This is a genomic window from Oceanisphaera avium (genome assembly GCF_002157875.1).
In the GTDB taxonomy this organism is placed as follows: Bacteria; Pseudomonadota; Gammaproteobacteria; order Enterobacterales; family Aeromonadaceae; genus Oceanimonas; species Oceanimonas avium.
The window spans coordinates 2,438,437-2,454,546 of record NZ_CP021376.1; the positions used below are offsets into that span (position 1 = coordinate 2,438,437).

The 16,110-nt window shown below is 48.6% G+C and carries 15 protein-coding genes; 2 read left to right on the forward strand and 13 right to left on the reverse strand.

Annotated features, from left to right (window positions below):
* Nucleotide 1 precedes the first annotated feature (1 nt).
* Nucleotides 2–2,443 carry a bifunctional aspartate kinase/homoserine dehydrogenase II gene (gene metL / locus CBP12_RS11175; protein ID WP_086964505.1) on the forward strand — a complete coding sequence of 814 codons (2,442 nt, stop codon included), beginning with the start codon at nt 2–4 and terminating at the stop codon, nt 2,441–2,443.
* Nucleotides 2,444–2,688: 245 nt separating this feature from the next.
* Here the strand turns inward: metL and CBP12_RS11180 are convergent, their stop codons facing one another.
* From CBP12_RS11180 to ybaK, 11 genes are all read right to left on the reverse strand, one after another.
* Entirely contained in the window at nt 2,689–4,119 is a 1,431-nt protein-coding gene (locus CBP12_RS11180) for an aspartate ammonia-lyase (protein ID WP_198341804.1), read from the reverse strand.
* Between the two features lie 493 nt (nt 4,120–4,612).
* Nucleotides 4,613–5,038 carry an NUDIX hydrolase gene (locus CBP12_RS11185; RefSeq protein ID WP_086964506.1) on the reverse strand — a complete coding sequence of 142 codons (426 nt, stop codon included), beginning with the start codon at nt 5,036–5,038 and terminating at the stop codon, nt 4,613–4,615.
* An 80-nt stretch (nt 5,039–5,118) separates the two neighbouring features.
* Nucleotides 5,119–5,385: a GlsB/YeaQ/YmgE family stress response membrane protein gene (locus tag CBP12_RS11190; RefSeq protein WP_086964507.1), complete on the reverse strand. Its 267-nt coding sequence runs from the start codon at nt 5,383–5,385 to the stop codon at nt 5,119–5,121.
* Between the two features lie 85 nt (nt 5,386–5,470).
* A complete protein-coding gene (locus CBP12_RS11195; protein ID WP_086964508.1) occupies nt 5,471–6,559 on the reverse strand; it encodes a DUF1513 domain-containing protein in 1,089 nt (362 codons plus the stop codon).
* Nucleotides 6,559–7,596, reverse strand: coding sequence for an imelysin family protein (locus CBP12_RS11200; protein WP_086964509.1), 1,038 nt, complete (start codon nt 7,594–7,596; stop codon nt 6,559–6,561). The genes CBP12_RS11195 and CBP12_RS11200 overlap by 1 nt, the downstream gene beginning before the upstream one ends.
* A complete protein-coding gene (locus tag CBP12_RS11205; RefSeq protein WP_086964510.1) occupies nt 7,593–8,981 on the reverse strand; it encodes a di-heme oxidoreductase family protein in 1,389 nt (462 codons plus the stop codon). The genes CBP12_RS11200 and CBP12_RS11205 overlap by 4 nt, the downstream gene beginning before the upstream one ends.
* A gap of 129 nt (nt 8,982–9,110) precedes the next feature.
* Nucleotides 9,111–10,376, reverse strand: a complete 1,266-nt coding sequence (locus tag CBP12_RS11210; protein WP_086964511.1) for an imelysin family protein — start codon at nt 10,374–10,376, stop codon at nt 9,111–9,113.
* Nucleotides 10,377–10,603: 227 nt separating this feature from the next.
* The gene (locus tag CBP12_RS11215; protein WP_269765817.1) at nt 10,604–11,344 is read right to left on the reverse strand and encodes an amino acid ABC transporter ATP-binding protein; all 741 of its coding nucleotides are present in this window, start codon (nt 11,342–11,344) and stop codon (nt 10,604–10,606) included.
* Nucleotides 11,329–11,973, reverse strand: coding sequence for an amino acid ABC transporter permease (locus CBP12_RS11220; protein ID WP_086964512.1), 645 nt, complete (start codon nt 11,971–11,973; stop codon nt 11,329–11,331). Before CBP12_RS11220 ends, CBP12_RS11215 begins: the two co-directional genes overlap by 16 nt.
* Before the next feature lie 63 nt (nt 11,974–12,036).
* Nucleotides 12,037–12,813, reverse strand: a complete 777-nt coding sequence (locus tag CBP12_RS11225; RefSeq protein WP_086964513.1) for a transporter substrate-binding domain-containing protein — start codon at nt 12,811–12,813, stop codon at nt 12,037–12,039.
* Between the two features lie 232 nt (nt 12,814–13,045).
* Nucleotides 13,046–13,504, reverse strand: a complete 459-nt coding sequence (gene ybaK, locus CBP12_RS11230) for a Cys-tRNA(Pro) deacylase (RefSeq protein ID WP_086964514.1) — start codon at nt 13,502–13,504, stop codon at nt 13,046–13,048.
* Between the two features lie 176 nt (nt 13,505–13,680).
* On the opposite strand from ybaK, the gene CBP12_RS11235 reads away from it, so the two are divergent.
* A complete protein-coding gene (locus CBP12_RS11235; RefSeq protein WP_086964515.1) occupies nt 13,681–14,631 on the forward strand; it encodes a bile acid:sodium symporter family protein in 951 nt (316 codons plus the stop codon).
* Between the two features lie 58 nt (nt 14,632–14,689).
* On the opposite strand, the gene CBP12_RS11240 is transcribed toward CBP12_RS11235, so the two are convergent.
* Nucleotides 14,690–15,184: a TPM domain-containing protein gene (locus tag CBP12_RS11240; RefSeq protein WP_198341805.1), complete on the reverse strand. Its 495-nt coding sequence runs from the start codon at nt 15,182–15,184 to the stop codon at nt 14,690–14,692.
* Between the two features lie 43 nt (nt 15,185–15,227).
* Nucleotides 15,228–16,100 carry a TPM domain-containing protein gene (locus CBP12_RS11245; RefSeq protein ID WP_086964516.1) on the reverse strand — a complete coding sequence of 291 codons (873 nt, stop codon included), beginning with the start codon at nt 16,098–16,100 and terminating at the stop codon, nt 15,228–15,230.
* Between the last annotated feature and the right edge of the window lie 10 nt (nt 16,101–16,110).

Below are 16,110 nucleotides of genomic sequence, written 5' to 3' on the forward strand. Positions count from 1 at the left end.
AATGACTTTGCATCCAAGCCAAGAAGGGCTGCCTGCTCAGCAACGGGGCGTGCATAAATTTGGTGGCAGTAGCTTAAGCGACGCGCCTGGGTTTCAGCGGGTGGCTGATATTATTCGCAGCGAAGCACCCGCCGATGCTCTGATAGTGGTCTCGGCTTCGGGCAAGACCACCAATCGCTTAATTGAGCTATTAAATTTATTTGATAGTGGAGACAGTGCCGCCGCCACTACGCTAGAAGGTATTTACAGTTATCAGCAAGCGCTAATAACCAGTACGCTAGCCGAGCCTCTTGGGCACCCCTTACAAGCGGCCTTGGATGCAGATATTAATACCATCGCTTATGTCTTAGAAAGCCAACGACTTGATGAACATCAGCGTAATTTTATTCAGGCATTTGGCGAACTATGGTCGTCGCGCTTATTAAGTGCCCTCTTGTGTAGCCAAGATTTACCTGCCGTAGCCATTGATGCTCGCGATTTTTTACGAGTATCTGGCTCACCCGTACAAGTAGACGATGACCGCTCTCGCCAGTTATTAACCGAGCTATTAGCGCGCTACCCAGAGCAGCGGTTAGTGGTGACCGGCTTTATTGCCAGTGACGAGCAAGGGCGTACCCGTTTATTAGGGCGTAATGGCTCAGATTTTAGCGCCACTTTACTAGGCGCTTTAGCAGATAGCTCGCACACCACTATTTGGAGTGATGTGGCGGGGGTGTTTAGTGCTGATCCGCGGCGGGTATCAGAGGCGCAATTGTTATCTCGGTTATCGTTGGCCGAAGCCTCTGAGCTAGCCCGACTCGGTTCATCAGTATTACACCATCGTACTCTTGGCCCGGTAGTAGAGAGTCGCCAACAATTATTACTGCGCAGCAGTTATCATCCAGGCGATGGCCAAACCCGTATTTTGCGCCACGATCCTCGCGATCCTGGCGCCCGTATCGTGACTTCAGTGGACGATACCGTACTGATTGAAATGAGTATTTCAGATCGCTACCAAGAGCGCGTCAATGCGCTAACGCAATGGTTAACCCACCGTGAGTTAGTGCCCTTAGCCTGTAAACGCCGCCCTGAGCGTAAACTATGGCAAATTGCTTATACCCCAGAGCAAGCGCAACAAGCTTTTTCCTTATTGCGCGATCACCAACCTGCCGGTGGCTTCGAAGACTTACAACAACGAGAAGGCTTTTCACTGGTGGCCTTGGTCGGTAAAGGAGTGACTTCCCAGCCTGAGCAGTGTTTGCATTTTTATCATGCACTCAATGAGCAACCGCTGGAGTTTATTCAGCCCGCTAAAAATGGCTTAAGCCTAGTGAGTGTGGTGCGAAAAATGGTGTTAGAGCCCTTATTACAGCGCTTGCATAATAGCCTTTTTAGCCGCCCTAAACGCATTGGCTTAATTCTGTTTGGCCGCGGTAATATAGGCCAAGCGTGGCTTAAGCTATACCAAGCTCAGCAAGCCCATCTTGAGCAGCAGCTTAATGTACAATTAACCTTGTTTGGTGCTTTTAACTCTCAAGGAGGCGTGCTCTCTAGCGAAGGCTTAAGTGCTGAGCAAGTATTACATGATTTTCAGCCAGAGCCTGTGCAATGGCCTAACTGGTTAGAAGAGATTGCTGAGCACGGCTTTGATCAATTAGTGGCGCTGGACTTTACCGCCTCTGCTGAGCTGGTGCGCTATTATCCGGCATTGGTTGCACAGCGCATCCATTTAATCGTAGCTAACAAACTAGCCGGCGCCGCGCCGCAAAATCAGTATGTGCCGCTTAAGCAAAGCTTAATTGAACATGATGTACAATTTTTAGGTAATGCAACTGTGGGAGCCGGCTTGCCAGTACAAAGCAGCATAAAGCAGTTGCAGCATTCGGGCGAAGCCGTGCGTGAGATCAGTGGCATTTTCTCCGGCACCTTAAGTTGGCTGTTTCAACACTTTGATGGCAGTCAGCCTTTTTCTGAGCTGGTATTACAAGCTTGGCAGCAAGGTTTAACCGAACCCGACCCTAGAGAAGATCTCAACGGTCAAGATGTACAGCGCAAGCTAGTGATTTTGGCGCGCGAGGCGGGCTTTGATTTAGACCCCGATGAAGTAAGAGTGCAAAACTTGGTACCCGAGTCATTGATGGCCATTGATAAAGACACCTTTTTTGAGCGTTTAAGTGAATTAGATGCGCCCATGGCAGAGCAGTTGCTTAAGGCGCAACAGGCCGGCGCTAAATTGCGCCACATTGCTCGCTTTAACACGACGCTAGGAGAGGCCGAGGTAGGGTTAGCCACTGTGGCTAGCGATCATGCCTTTGCCCATGTGCGCCCTGGCGATAATATTTATGCCATAGAGACCACTCATTACCGACAAAACCCGTTAGTGATTCAAGGGCCAGGAGCGGGGCGCGCAGTGACTGCAGGTGCTATGCAAGCAGATTTATGGCAATTGCTGGCCAGTCTTTAAAAGACTGTGAGGCGGGAAGAGTGAAGAGCCAAAGCCTGATTTTATTAGCTTTTACTCCCCACGTTTTACCCATTCGCTCCGCACCAATAAAAAAGGCTCCTAGATAGGAGCCTTTTTTATTGGTGCGGAGGAAGGAGTTTCTTTAAGCTTTTTCACGCTTCACGCTTCACGCTTCACGCTTCACGCTTCACGCTTCACGCTTCACGCCACACCTTCCTCCTCACTCTTCCTACTTCGCAGGTATCTCAGCCACAGTGGATCATGGCTCGGGGTGATAAGATTTCTGCCAATTGTTCTTCAGTTAACAGCTCTTCTTTAAGTACTAATTCTGCCACACCTAAGCCGCTTAATAGCGCTTGGCCGGCGATGCGACTGGCGTTATCGTAGCCGATGTGTGGCACTAAGGCGGTGACGATACCGATGCTGTTTTCTACATGGAAAGTACAGCGCTCTTCGTTAGCGGTAATGCCGCGAATGCACAGCTCATCCAACATATGAATAGACTTGCTTAAGATACGACAGTTATTCAACAGGTTATAAATGATCAATGGCTCCATGGCATTAAGCTGCAACTGCGCGGCTTCGGCGGCCATGGTAATGGTCATATCCGTACCCATTACCTGAAACGCAGTTTGGTTCATGGCTTCTGGAATAACGGGATTAACTTTACCGGGCATAATAGAAGAGCCAGGCTGCATGGCGGGCAGATTAATCTCAGCAAAACCGGTACGCGGGCCGCTAGATAATAAGCGCAAGTCATTGCTTAGCTTTGATAGCTTAACGGCTAAACGCTTTAGCGTGCCAGAGAAGGTAACAAAGGCGCCCATATCAGAGCTGGCGGCAATGAGGTTAGGTGCCAAGCGCACGGGCAAGCCACTAATATCAGCCAGCTCTTTGACTGCTAAGCAAGCATAGCCCGCTGGCGCATTAATGCCGGTACCGATAGCGGTGCCGCCTAAATTCACTTCACATAACTGCAAGCAAGCTTCATCTATGCTGGCGTTTTCTGCGGCTAAGTCGGCAGCAAAGGCATCAAACTCTTGGCCTAAGGTCATCGGTACCGCATCTTGCATCTGGGTCCGACCCATCTTTAAGATGTCGGCAAATTCTTGACCTTTAGCCGCTAAGCTTTCTTTTAAGTTAGCTACCGTGACCATCAGCTCTTGAGCGGCAAACACGATAGCCAGGCGCGCAGAGGTAGGATAAACGTCGTTAGTAGACTGCGAGCGGTTAATATCGTTATTAGGATGTAAGTGAGCATACTGACCATACTCAAAGCCTAATTTTTTTAGGCCAATGTTAGCGATAACTTCATTGGCATTCATATTAGTAGAAGTACCGGCGCCGCCTTGAATAAGGTCTACGATAAACTCTTCATGGTGCTCACCATTAATTAGCTCAGCACAGGCTGCTTGGATGGCATTGTTTTTGTCATCGGTTAATAAACCGTGACTGTGGTTAGCACGGGCGGCCGCTGCTTTCACCATGGCTAAGCCTTTGACTAGCTCAGGAAAATGGCTAATGGGCATGCCGGTAATATCGAAGTTTTGCTTGGCACGCTGGGTTTGAATGCCATATAAGGCGTGAGCGGGTACAGCTTGATCGCCAAGTAAGTCATGTTCGATACGTGTTTTGATCTGAGTTGATTGTTGCTCTGTAGCGGTTTCGATATTCATAAGGCCCTTTAGAGGTTAAGTGAGTAAAAATAGCGATAAAGCGCGCTATCTGTAGGACACGCTCGACAAACGACGCCATTGGCATCCGTTTGATGGGAAGGCAACGGCTCTGATCATAAAGAGGAGGCCGAGCGAGCGGAAGAAACCCTAAATGTGCACTTTTTTCGCATAGCTATTCACACAATTAGTGAGGTATTAATATTCCTAACTAGTCGAGTTTCTAGCAGGTGCAACGACCTAACAGCGGTCGAGACAACATCGAGTGCGGGTAAAGATAGCGAAATAATTACCGATTTTCTAGTATTTATTGTTAGTAAATCACCGCATTAGCGCTTTTTTTTAAAGATGGGTAATTAAGGGAAGAGGCTCTATACATGAGAAAGCCAGAGCCAAGAGGCGGGCATATTTTAGACAAAGCATCTGAAAAAACAGAAAAAAATAACCGCCAAAACTGAATTCCTAGTCAGTCGCTGCGGTCGTTAAGGGCAATAAATTATGCGTGTCGTGCTCGTTGTAAAATTTCGACTAAATCGGGGCATAAAGGACTTGGTAGGGAGTCAAGTGAAAACCAACCTACCGCTTCGGCGTCATCGGCCGCTTGGGCCTGACCACTAATATACTCGCCCCGTACCGCTACCATCACATAATGATGAGCTAATTGACCGTCTTTTGCGTTTTCTAAGACATCAAAACACGCAAACGGGTGATCCATCTTTGCCTGTACTGCCGTTTCTTCTAATAATTCGCGCGCCGCACCTTGGCTCATGGTTTCGCCCCATTCCAACTTGCCACCTGGAAAACCCCAATGACCCGCATGCGGGGCAAACTTACGCTTAACCAGTAACACCTGCTCTTGCTGCCAGACGATGGCAATCACTCCTACTTTAGGCTGGGGGTTAGGTTGTACTAAAGATGCCATCTTTGCTCCTGCAAATTAAGTAAAAGTAAGGTGCTACCTTAGCGCAGTGTAGAACGAGTCGCTAGCATAGGAGACGAGCGCTATTTTTTCACCAAGCGATAGAGAAACAATAAGATTAGCGCGCCTACTACTGCGGTGAAAAAGCTGGCCACATTAAAACCACTCACGGTACCAAAACCAAACTCACGACCAATACCAAATTCTTTACCAATCCAGCCGCCCACAAAGGAGCCGGCTACACCCAATAAAATGGTCATGATCAAGCCGCCGCCATCTCGGCCCGGCATTAAAAACTTAGCGATAAAGCCGGCAATCAGACCAAAGAAAATCCAACTTAAAATATCCATTAACAAACTCCTGCGATAAATAAGACATAGCGCCCAGCTAAAAGAAAGCGCACAGCCATCGGCGGCTAGTTTTACTGTTAGTGGCTTAAGCGTCAATCAGTGCCCAGTGATTATCCCATTGATAAGGAGAATAAAAGCGCTGCTCACGACCGTTGATGTCTAATTGGCTAATGCCCCCTTGGCCGCTACTTAGCCAAATTTGGCCGGCCGTGGCGGCGGCTCCCGAGGCATCGGGCAGCGGCGAGATACGGATCAGCTCGCCGCTGTCTCTGTGCCATAGCCCATAACAGTTGCCAGGTGGTGAAGTGGCGGCAATTAAAGTATCAGTGACGGCTATGCTGGCGATGTAGTGATTAAAACGCGCCCACTGCAGCGGCGTGCCGCCAAGAGGCGTTAACTCATTTTCGCCAAGCTTATGGCGCACGATTAACGGCGGATAGTCTTGGGGCTCGCCCCGATACTGCTGGCCGGTAAAGACTTCACCGTCGGCGGTTACGGCTAAGTGGCGAATTGACAGTTTATGATCGCTTAAGCCGACTTGGCTTAAAATTTGGCCATCTTTGGCGCTTAAATAAGTCAGACTGGGGGCCATTGTCTTCAGGTTAAGCGGCTCTCGACCTAGGGTGTGCACGCCGCCAACGCCCACCACTAAGTTACCGTTGGGCAATAAACGAATTTCATGAGGACCGATCCCAAAGCCGGTAAATTCATTGATCTTGGTAAGGCGGTTAGCCCTTAAGGCATACACGCCAATGATGCCTTGGCTGGTATGGCGCTCGCCCTCGGTGGTATAAAGCGTTTGGCCGTCGTCACTAAAAGCTCCATGGCCATAAAAATAGCGCTTAGCCTCGGCATCAAGAGTGTGCAGTAATTCACCGCTGGCATGATTAAACAAACACATAAACTGCCCTGGTCGGCGTCCATGACACACTGCAAGTGGTAAAGAAGGATGCACAGTAATGCCATGGCCACGGGCAGGCAGCGCCAGCTCAAAGCGCAAGCTGCCATCCATATTAAGTGCCTGTGCTACATATTGCTCAGCTGCTCGCCGTCCGCCGCCAATGACATAGGCGCGACGGGCGGGTGTTTGGCTTTGGGCACTACAACCTAATAATCCTAAACTGCTTAATACGCCGGCTGCGGTAAGTGTTTTTAAAAATTGCCGGCGCTGCATTAATCACCGTCCGTCGCATTAAAGCCAAGGCTTAAGCCCAGCTCGCTAGGTAGCGTTTGTTTTAACTGGCTGCCTAATTGGTCTAATGACACCTTAAAGCGCAATAATTGGGCGTAATCGTCACCTGTTAACCACTGAGCTAAACTATCGCCGGCGGGCAAATGCGCCAAAGCATCGCTAAAGGCTGCATCCAGCTGGGAGACCAGAGTTTGATGGTGAGTATTAGCTAAATAATTGCGCAGTCCACCCTGGTGGTATTCTTGCTGTAGGGCAAGGAGACTGGTGCGTAAAAAGTATAACGATTGCTGGCTGCGCCACGTTTCCCCAAACATGGGGCGCGGATTGCTGGCGGTATTAAGGGGCAAGACTAATTTCTTTTCTAGACGGTCGTAGCCGTGCGCCAGTTGTGCGATGGCTTGAGTGAGTAAGGCAGTCTCGCCACCTTGTTGCTGCATTTGACTGAGCTGGTGTTGATAACCGCTAGGGTCGTGCCACGCGGCTTGTAGCAAATGGGCATTATTGACTAATTGCTGGCTAATCGCTGGCAGCAATAGGCAGCGTTGCTCAGCACTCAGCTCTTGAGTGAGTAAGTATTCCACGGCGTTTAAGGTGGTGACTACGCCACGATCTGGGGTGGCTGAACCTTGCGCGACCGCAGCGAGCTCTCGTTGTACCTGCTTAGCGACCGTGTCTTTTTTATCTGGCCAAAATTGAAAAGCATAGCTTAAACCCGCGGCGTCCAGTGGCCCACCACTTTGGCCTTGAATGGCGGACCAAGCGGCGAAGCTCTGGCGCCAATCTTGTCTAGCTTGCTGTAAATTGGCGGGGCTGGGCGTGGTGCAATACTCATGGCTAGCGCTATTAAGTTGCGTAAGTTGCTCGGCTAGAGAGTCTGCTTGGTGGCGCATGAGTATGAGGTGCTGGTCAGTTAGTGCTTGCAGCTGGGCGTCGTGGGCAGTGAGGGCTGTACTTTGGCAAGCCGTTAAGCCGATGAGGGCGCTGCTTAGTAGGCCAAAGGCGAATAAAGACTGCTTCATAGTGACTCCAAAAAGGCGATTAGTTGCGCGCGTTCATTCTTGCTGGCAGCCATCACGCTTTGTTTAGCTATTTCGGCTTCACCACCATGCCAAAGAATGGCTTCTAACAGCGTGCGTGCTCGGCCATCGTGTAAATAAAAGGCATCGTCACTGCCGGCAACTTCTGCGGCATAGCCTAGGCCCCATAAGGGTTGAGTACGCCATTCTCGACCGTTGGCTAAAAACTCGGGGCGGTTGTCGGCCAACCCCTCGCCCATATCGTGAAGTAGTAAGTCGGTATAAGGATAGATCTTTTGCTTACTTAAGGCGGGGCTGGCGTGTTGGCCTGTGGTGTAAGAGGGGATATGACAGCTGCTGCAACCCAGTGCTAAAAATAATTGCTCACCGGCTTTGACTGCAGGCTTATCCATGTTGCGGCGCACGGGCACGGCTAGATGCTGACTATAAAATGTCACCGAGTCTAGAATATCTTCACTCACTTCCAGCTCGCCACCATTAGGAAAACGCGCACATTCTTGAGCTACCATGCAGTCGTCGGCTAAGAATAAGGCCGAGGTTAGGCCCATATCACCGGCAAAGGCACTGGCATTTTGTTGGTGTAAACTGGGTTGGCCGGCTTTCCAACCAAAACGTCCCATAACGGCTTTGCCGGCGTGGTTGTCCCACACTTTATTAGCGCGGCCGCTAATGCCATCTTGATTACTATCATCAGCGTCTTGGCGAGCAAGTAATACCGACTCAGGAATGGCTTCCAGTAATCCCAGTCCTATCATAGGCTGCGCGATACGCGCGGAATATAAGGTATCCTCGCGAAGGGCGCCGTAATTGAGATCAGTAACCGTTAAGTGGGGCTGTCTTAGCTCAACCTTAGTGCCATCGTTTAGGCGCAGGGTGTGTAAGGTATAGCTAATATTTACCTTACCTTCTGGCTTGGCGTTGGGAATGGCCATATCTTGTAATTGGCCACCGTAATGGGGTTCGGGAATTACCCCTTGCTGACGTAATATTTGTTGATGCTCTGGGCTGTCAGTGGCAGGAATGGATAAGCGCACTAACATGCTCACCGCATTATCACCTTTAAAGCGCGGCGGATGACCGCGACCATCTCTAATATGGCAACCTTGGCAAGCATTAGTATTAAATAACGGCCCTAAGCCGTCGCGGGCATCGGTAGTGGCCGGAGCTGTCACCCAAGGGTTTCTAAAAAAGCTATTGCCTACTGAGAAGTCGAGGCGTTTATCAAAGCTTAAATTACTAGCAGGCATGGAAAAAGCGCTACTACCACTCTTATCGGTGCTGGTTTTACCACCCGATTGCAGCGGGTTTGCTTGAGTGTTGAACGCCAAGCTGGCATATAAGAGGGTAGTTGTGAGTCGTAACCACATATTTATTCCAAGATGAAATGGCTGAGGAGCGAGGAGCAAATCACACCGCTTTTTTGCGGTGTGATTGCTGTGAGCTAGGTGTTAGGCCATTATTTCACGTTTCACGTTTCACGTTTCACGTTCAACAGATCAAAATTCGTGATCAGCGGTGTCTGGGCTGAGGTTAGTAATACCAATGGTGTTGGCCGCCAGCTCAATGGCCCGTGTTTGCTCAACGAGCGCGTCGATGGCGTCTTGCACTAATTGATTACCACTGCTGTTATTGGCGTCAATCAACTGATCAAAGTGCACATTATTGACTTCGGCCGATTGCACTAATTGGTAAACCGCTTGTTCACTAGTACGCATTTGGGCATCAATTTTCTTAGCGGCACTTTCATCCTCTTGGGCCACTAATTGCAATAATGAGGGGCCTTGTAAGGTGCTGCCATCGATTCGTTGGTACTCACCAAACATCAGATTCACTATGCCTTTTTCATTGTAATAGTGAGAGTTGTGCGTGTTATCAGAAAAACAATCGTGCTCATCTTCAACTGAGTTAGCTACTAAGGCGACTTTCATGCGCTCACCGGCCAGCTCTCCTAGTGATAAAGAGCCCATACCAAATAACATGCGGCGCATGCCCTCGCTAGCAGGCAGAGCAGTTAATTCGGCACGATAATTATCACTGTCTGTGGCTTGCCACTGTTCAACCATCCAGCTTAAGTCGCTAACTAAGAGCTCGCTGGCCGCTTGCAAATAGTCAGCACGGCGATCGCAATTACCATTAGTACACTCTTTGCCTAATACATAATCGGTATAAGGGCGCTCGCCGGCACCCGCACCCGTGCCGTTTAGATCTTGCCCCCACAGTAAAAACTCGATGGCATGATAGCCCGAGGCCACGTTCGCTTCGGAGCCGGCTAGCTCATTGAGACTGGCTAATAAGTCAGGAGTAAGAGTACTAACATCTAAGCGCTCACCACCGATTTGTAATACTTTGTTCGCGATAATATTGGCAGTAGCGCCTTGATTACCCAGCTCATGCTGATAACCGGGAGCCACATAATCGATTAGGCCCTCATCGAGCGGCCAAGCATTTAGCTGACCTTCCCACTCATCTACAACGGGGTTGCCAAAGCGAAACGCTTCTGACTGCTGGTAAGGGACGCGCGCCGCAATCCACGCAGTGCGCGCATTGCTTAGGCTTTGCTCGCTGGGTTCTGCTAAAAATTGTTTAATCGCTAGATTGAGCTGCTCAGCACGGGTTAGCGAGTCTTGATAGACCGCATGGCCAAGATCTGCATAGTGCTCCACCACTTGGCGTTGGCTAACTTGGGGCGTAGGGTTAGTTTGAGCACAGCCAGTGAGTAGTGCACCCATGGCCGCAGCCAGCATGAGTTTAGGGTAGGGCATAACAGCATCCTGTTTGATTATGCGTGTGATAATCGTTTGTGATTAGGAGCGAAAGTGTAGCGTTTTTAGGCAAAGTGTCGCAACAAATAATTGTTAGAAAGCGGATTTAATAAGCAGGTTAAGTGAGGTGTGAGATGAGGGAGAAAGGTGAGGGGTACGCCGTAAGTTAAAGAGGGAGGGGCTTTCTCTTTAACGTACGGCGTTTAACCTAAAGCGTGGCGCTGTGTTTATAAAATTTTACTTAAAAACTCTTGAGTGCGGGCTTGTTGCGGATTATCAAATAAAGCTTCAGGGGTGTTTTGTTCTAAAATTTTACCTTCATGAATAAACACGACCCGATCACTGACTTCGCGGGCAAAACCCATTTCGTGAGTCACCACCACCATGGTCATGCCCTCCAACGCTAACTGCTTCATTACCGCCAGCACTTCACCCACCATTTCCGGATCCAGCGCCGAGGTGGGCTCATCAAATAACATAATCTTGGGGTTCATCGCTAAAGCGCGAGCAATGGCTACCCGCTGTTTTTGCCCACCGGATAACTCTCCCGGGTAAGCCTCTGCTCTATCTGCTAAGCCGACTTTTTCTAACAGTGCTAAGGCATTTTTTTTCGCTTCTGCCTTGTTAACACCGCGCGCTTTAATGGGCGCTAAGGTAATGTTTTGCAAGACGGTTTTATGAGGAAATAAATTAAAGTGCTGAAACACCATGCCCACTTCTTGGCGAATTTTATTAATATTGGTACTGGGCGAGGTAATATCTTGATCATCTATGATGACTTGGCCGGAGGTAATGTCATCTAATCGGTTTAGGCAGCGTAAAAAGGTACTCTTGCCTGAGCCAGAAGCGCCAATCACGCACACCACTTCTTTCTCGGCAATGGTAATAGAAATATCTTTAAGCACTTGGTTAGTGCCAAAGGATTTTTTTAAGCTGTGTACTTGAATAATATTCATGGCAGCCGACATCTCCGCTCTAGATAGCTAGATAATAAAGAGAGCATGTAAATCACTACAAAATACATGGCGCCCACGGCAATCCAAATTTCAAAGGCTTTAAAGGTGGCGGCAATTTGTACTTGTCCCTTTTGCGTTAAATCCGCAATACCAATCACCGATAACAAAGAAGTATCTTTTAAACTAATAATGGCCTGATTAGTAAAGGCCGGTAACATGCGCCGAAAAGACTGCGGTAAAATAACATAGCGCATACTTTGGCTACTGGTTAAACCTAAAGAGCGTGCGGCTTCATTTTGGCCTTTATCTAGAGATTGAATACCGGCGCGAATAATCTCTGAATAATAGGCACCCGCATTAATGGCCACCGTAAAAATACCGGCCGACTCCCGATCTAGGCTAATAAAGCCTAATGAGTTTAAACCAAAATAGATAAAGAACAGCTGCACTAAAATAGGGGTGCCGCGAATAATATCGACAAAAATTTTAGCCAGCCAACGTAAAGGAGGAATAGGCGATAAACGTAATAGGGCGAGTATTAAACCAATGCCAAAGCCTAAGCTAATGGCGATAATAAAAATTTTAAGTGTAACTTGCAGACCTTGCCATAAATAAGGCAGAGCTTGAATGACCACATCCATAGTGTCGTCCTTATAAATGCCGTTAACGGCTTGAATGGTGCAGTTAACGGCGCTTGGTGAAGCTTAATCCAAGTAAGTATTCATGATGGTCTCGTATTCACCACTTTCTTTTAAATTGGCCAGGCCGTCATTGATCATCTGCAGTAGCTCATCGTTTTTGCCTTTGAGTACTGAGATACCGTAGTCATCACCGGTGAGGCGCTCGCCCACGGTTTTAAGTTTAAGCCCACCAGTTGCGATGGCGTAGCTGATAACGGGGTAGTCTTCCATTAGTGCATCTGCTGTGCCGTTGGTCACTTCTTGAAACATAGAAGCACTGTCGCTGACTTGGATAATGCTGTAGCCATATTCTTTGGTATTTTTATCGGCAAAAGAGGCGCCTACGGTGCCATTTTTAACCACCACTTTTTTATCTGATAAATCGCTGAGGCTGGTAATGTCTTGATTCGTGTCGGCTACCACCAGTGACACACCTGCGGCAAAGTAAGGGTCAGAAAAATCAACGGTTTCTTTACGTTTATCGGTAATACTCATGCCGCCCATGCCAATGTCGAGCATGCCCGCTTGCATGGCAGGAATAATACCGGAGAAGTCCATTTGCTCGATATCAATCTTAAAGCCTTGGTCTTTAGCAATGGCGGTAATGAGATCCACATCTATACCCACTAATTTACCATTTTGGGTAAATTCAAAAGGAGGATAGGTGTTATCTAAACCGACCTTATACACTTTATCTTGGTTGCTAGTGGGGCTGTCGTTGGTGGTTTGCGGGGTGGACTGATCACAAGCTGTTAGTCCGAGTGCGGCGACTAAACTTAAAAGAGCCAAATTTTTATTCATATAAATTCTTCCTTGAGGTGAAGTAAAAGCTCATTAATGCTTACTTGTTAATCTATAATATTTTTTTAAAAATTACAGTATAAACAAGGGCGTACCAGCTAACAGCCAGCTAATTTCACGCTATTAGAAAAGACTAATCCTGTCAATTTAATGTTAAATATAGCAGTTTAAATTGCGGGCTAGCGCCCAAGATCACTATATTAAGTGGTTGCGGCTTTCATCTTGGAAAACTTTAAACAATGTCTGCAATAAGCACGTTAAGCGCAGTGGCTAATAGAGTAGCGCTAATGCCTAAGGATAGACCGCGCTTGCCGCCAGAGACTAAGATTTCGCGATATTGCAACGCCGACGTATCCACTATGGTCAACAGTGCTTTTTTTTGTGCGAAAGGGCTAATACCGCCTACCTTATAACCGGTGAGGCGTTCAGCCTTGGCGGGCGCCATCATCTGCAGTTTTTTCATGCCCGCCGCCTTCGCTAAGCGCTTTAAATTGACTTTAGCCGAGGCGGGCACCACTGCCACTATCGCACCTTGCTCGCCTTCGGTTAATAGCGTCTTAAAGACTTGCGCTAACGGCAGCTGTAACTGAGCGGCGGCATGAGCGCCAAAGTCGTCATGGGCGGTGCAGTGATATTGATGCAAGGTAAACTTGGCGTCTTGCTGTTCTAAAAATAAGATGGCGGGAGTCATAATCGAGTCTCAATCAAAAGCCAGAAATTTTATTATGTAGAAAAAATCGCCACCGTCATCACGAATATCAGTAAGTGAGTGAACCTTGCTCGCCTTAGCGGTTAAGTGTGTGGTAATCATAATGCGTAAATAAGGTTATTCGCGGTGGATAACCTTTAAATAAGAGAGCAAGGCAGATGTTAAGTGTGATCACTCAGTTATTCCCGTTGTGGGCCCTATTATTATCGGCGTTAGCCTATTTTCAGCCGCAATTATTTATCGGCATTAAAGGCCAAATTGTACCTTTGCTCACCATTATAATGTTGTGCATGGGCTTAACCCTTAGCATTAGTGATTTTCGCAATGTGTTAGCTAGTCGTAAGGCTTTGCTGGTGGGGGTAGTCTTACAATTTAGCATTATGCCAATAGTGGCTTTACTCATCACTCGCTTATTTGGCTTTGATGCCGAGCTCACTGTGGGTATGTTATTGGTAGGAAGCGTAGCGGGCGGAACCTCCTCTAATGTGATGTGCTATTTAGCTAAAGGCGATACAGCGTTATCGATTTCCATGACCGCTATCTCTACCTTGTTAGGCGTGCTGTTAACGCCTTTATTAGTGGCGCTGTTCGTCGGTCAAAGTATTGATGTACCAGTTCAGTCAATGCTAATAAGCTTGTTGCAAGTGGTGGTGGCACCGGTGTTGCTGGGTGTGGTGCTAAATTATGCATTAAGTGGCTTAGTGAAGCGTTTGGAGCCGGTACTGCCATTATTTTCTATGCTGGCCATAGTGTTAATTATCGCGATAGTCGTGGCGCTAAACGCTGAAAATATCGCGCATATTGGGGGCATAGTCGCGCTGGCGGTTATTATTCATAACAGCTGCGGGTTGGCGCTGGGTTATGGTATTACTGCGCTAATGGGGTTTGATAAGAAGATTTGTCGAACCATCGCCTTTGAAGTGGGCTTGCAAAACTCAGGACTGGCCACGGCGCTGGCCATGAAGTTTTTTACGCCCACGGCGGCACTGCCGGGCACCTTATTTAGCGTATGGCATAATATTTCTGGCTCTTTGTTGGCGGGTTACTGGGCAAGAAAACCTTTGTCAGAGCTAGGGGCTGTACCAACAACGCAGCCTCGTTCTAAATAAAGGAGTAATAAGGTGGCGGCGCTTATAAGCCAAAGCCGAGCTTTAGCTAACAGTCGGTTTATAAAATAACCGGCGCATTAGCTAGGCTATCTTGATGGTGATCCCCAAAGGGGGCCTGAGCCTTTAAAATGGCTTGAATGGTGTCAATGGCGGCTAATACCCCATGTTGGTAATGGCCTTTTGCCAGGCTCTCTTGTAGATTTTCGCACACTCTTTGCCACTGCGCGCTACTGGCAGTAATACCACGGTCGGCGACGATTTCTATGGCCCGTCTATCGAGTGCTAAATAGAGTAACACGCCGCTATTGAACGGCGTATCCCATACTTTTAGTCGGCCATAAACCTCTAGTGCCCGCAGTTCTGGGTCTGCCTCATGGCTAGGCATTGTCGCTTCCACTGCCACCACCAGCTCGCCGGTGTGCTCGGTTTCGCCTTGGCGAATATGCTCAGCTATTTTGGCTAGCATAGCTTCATTAAAATGGCGTCTGCGTAGCCAGTGGCCATGCATGGCAGCCAGTCCCATTAACTGTTTAATGTTACTGCGCATGCTCATGTTTACTCCCCAATCCCTAATCCTCAATCTCTAGCTGTGCTGTTTACCAACCTCCAGAGGCACCGCCGCCGCCACTTCTACCGCCACCACCGCCACCAAATCCCCCGCCTCCACCGCCGCGCCTCCCTCTGGTGCTGCCTAAGCCTCCTAAAAAAGCGCCACGGCGAGAAGCGCGCGCCGAGTTGCCTCGTCCTCCTGCGCCAAACACCTTACCTACTAACGATAAGACAAACGCCACTGCGGCGGCGAACAGCGCTAAAATCAGACTGCCAAAAATAAAGAAAGTGAATAAGCCTATGGTCACAGCGCTCGCCAGCGGCGGAAGCACAACAGCGAAAATTGCCAACGGTAGTAACATACTCCAAGAGCCTTGTTCACTGCTACTTTGGCTAGCAGGCGGCGGTAAGGGCTCTCCTGCAACTAACGCCATGATCTTTTTAACGCCTTCTTGGATCCCGCCAACATAGTCATCTTTTTTAAAATAGGGCGTGATAAATTCATTGATAATTCGCCCAGCTTGTAAGTCGGTAATCGCCCCTTCTAGACCATATCCCACTTCAATACGCAGCCGCCGATCCTGTTTGGCAACTAATAACAGCACGCCATCATCAATTTTTTCACGACCTAATTGCCACTGGTCATACACGCGGCGGCTATATTGAGCGATGTCTTCTTCGCCGGTGGTGGGCACCACCAGCACAAAAATTTGCGCGCCTTTGTTTTGCTCAAAGGCACTAAGTTGTTGTGCAAGCGCGCTGTGTTGAGCCTTACTAAAAGTATGAGTCGTATCGACCACCCAGTTATCCAGTTTAGGTAAAGCAAGTGGGGCCGCCGTTACTGGCCAAGCCAGCATCAACAGCAGCATCAATGCCATTCCCAGTATGGCCGAGGGCTTAGACTTAATGGGGTGGGCCATTATGCTCACT

Coding starts and splice junctions, on each gene's coding strand:
- metL (WP_086964505.1), top strand. CDS start 2: ATGACTTTGCATCCAAGCCAAGAAGGGCTGCCTGCTCAGCAACGGGGC.
- CBP12_RS11180 (WP_198341804.1), bottom strand. CDS start 4,119: ATGAATATCGAAACCGCTACAGAGCAACAATCAACTCAGATCAAAACA.
- CBP12_RS11185 (WP_086964506.1), bottom strand. CDS start 5,038: ATGGCATCTTTAGTACAACCTAACCCCCAGCCTAAAGTAGGAGTGATT.
- CBP12_RS11190 (WP_086964507.1), bottom strand. CDS start 5,385: ATGGATATTTTAAGTTGGATTTTCTTTGGTCTGATTGCCGGCTTTATC.
- CBP12_RS11195 (WP_086964508.1), bottom strand. CDS start 6,559: ATGCAGCGCCGGCAATTTTTAAAAACACTTACCGCAGCCGGCGTATTA.
- CBP12_RS11200 (WP_086964509.1), bottom strand. CDS start 7,596: ATGAAGCAGTCTTTATTCGCCTTTGGCCTACTAAGCAGCGCCCTCATC.
- CBP12_RS11205 (WP_086964510.1), bottom strand. CDS start 8,981: ATGTGGTTACGACTCACAACTACCCTCTTATATGCCAGCTTGGCGTTC.
- CBP12_RS11210 (WP_086964511.1), bottom strand. CDS start 10,376: ATGCCCTACCCTAAACTCATGCTGGCTGCGGCCATGGGTGCACTACTC.
- CBP12_RS11215 (WP_269765817.1), bottom strand. CDS start 11,344: ATGTCGGCTGCCATGAATATTATTCAAGTACACAGCTTAAAAAAATCC.
- CBP12_RS11220 (WP_086964512.1), bottom strand. CDS start 11,973: ATGGATGTGGTCATTCAAGCTCTGCCTTATTTATGGCAAGGTCTGCAA.
- CBP12_RS11225 (WP_086964513.1), bottom strand. CDS start 12,813: ATGAATAAAAATTTGGCTCTTTTAAGTTTAGTCGCCGCACTCGGACTA.
- ybaK (WP_086964514.1), bottom strand. CDS start 13,504: ATGACTCCCGCCATCTTATTTTTAGAACAGCAAGACGCCAAGTTTACC.
- CBP12_RS11235 (WP_086964515.1), top strand. CDS start 13,681: ATGTTAAGTGTGATCACTCAGTTATTCCCGTTGTGGGCCCTATTATTA.
- CBP12_RS11240 (WP_198341805.1), bottom strand. CDS start 15,184: ATGAGCATGCGCAGTAACATTAAACAGTTAATGGGACTGGCTGCCATG.
- CBP12_RS11245 (WP_086964516.1), bottom strand. CDS start 16,100: ATGGCCCACCCCATTAAGTCTAAGCCCTCGGCCATACTGGGAATGGCA.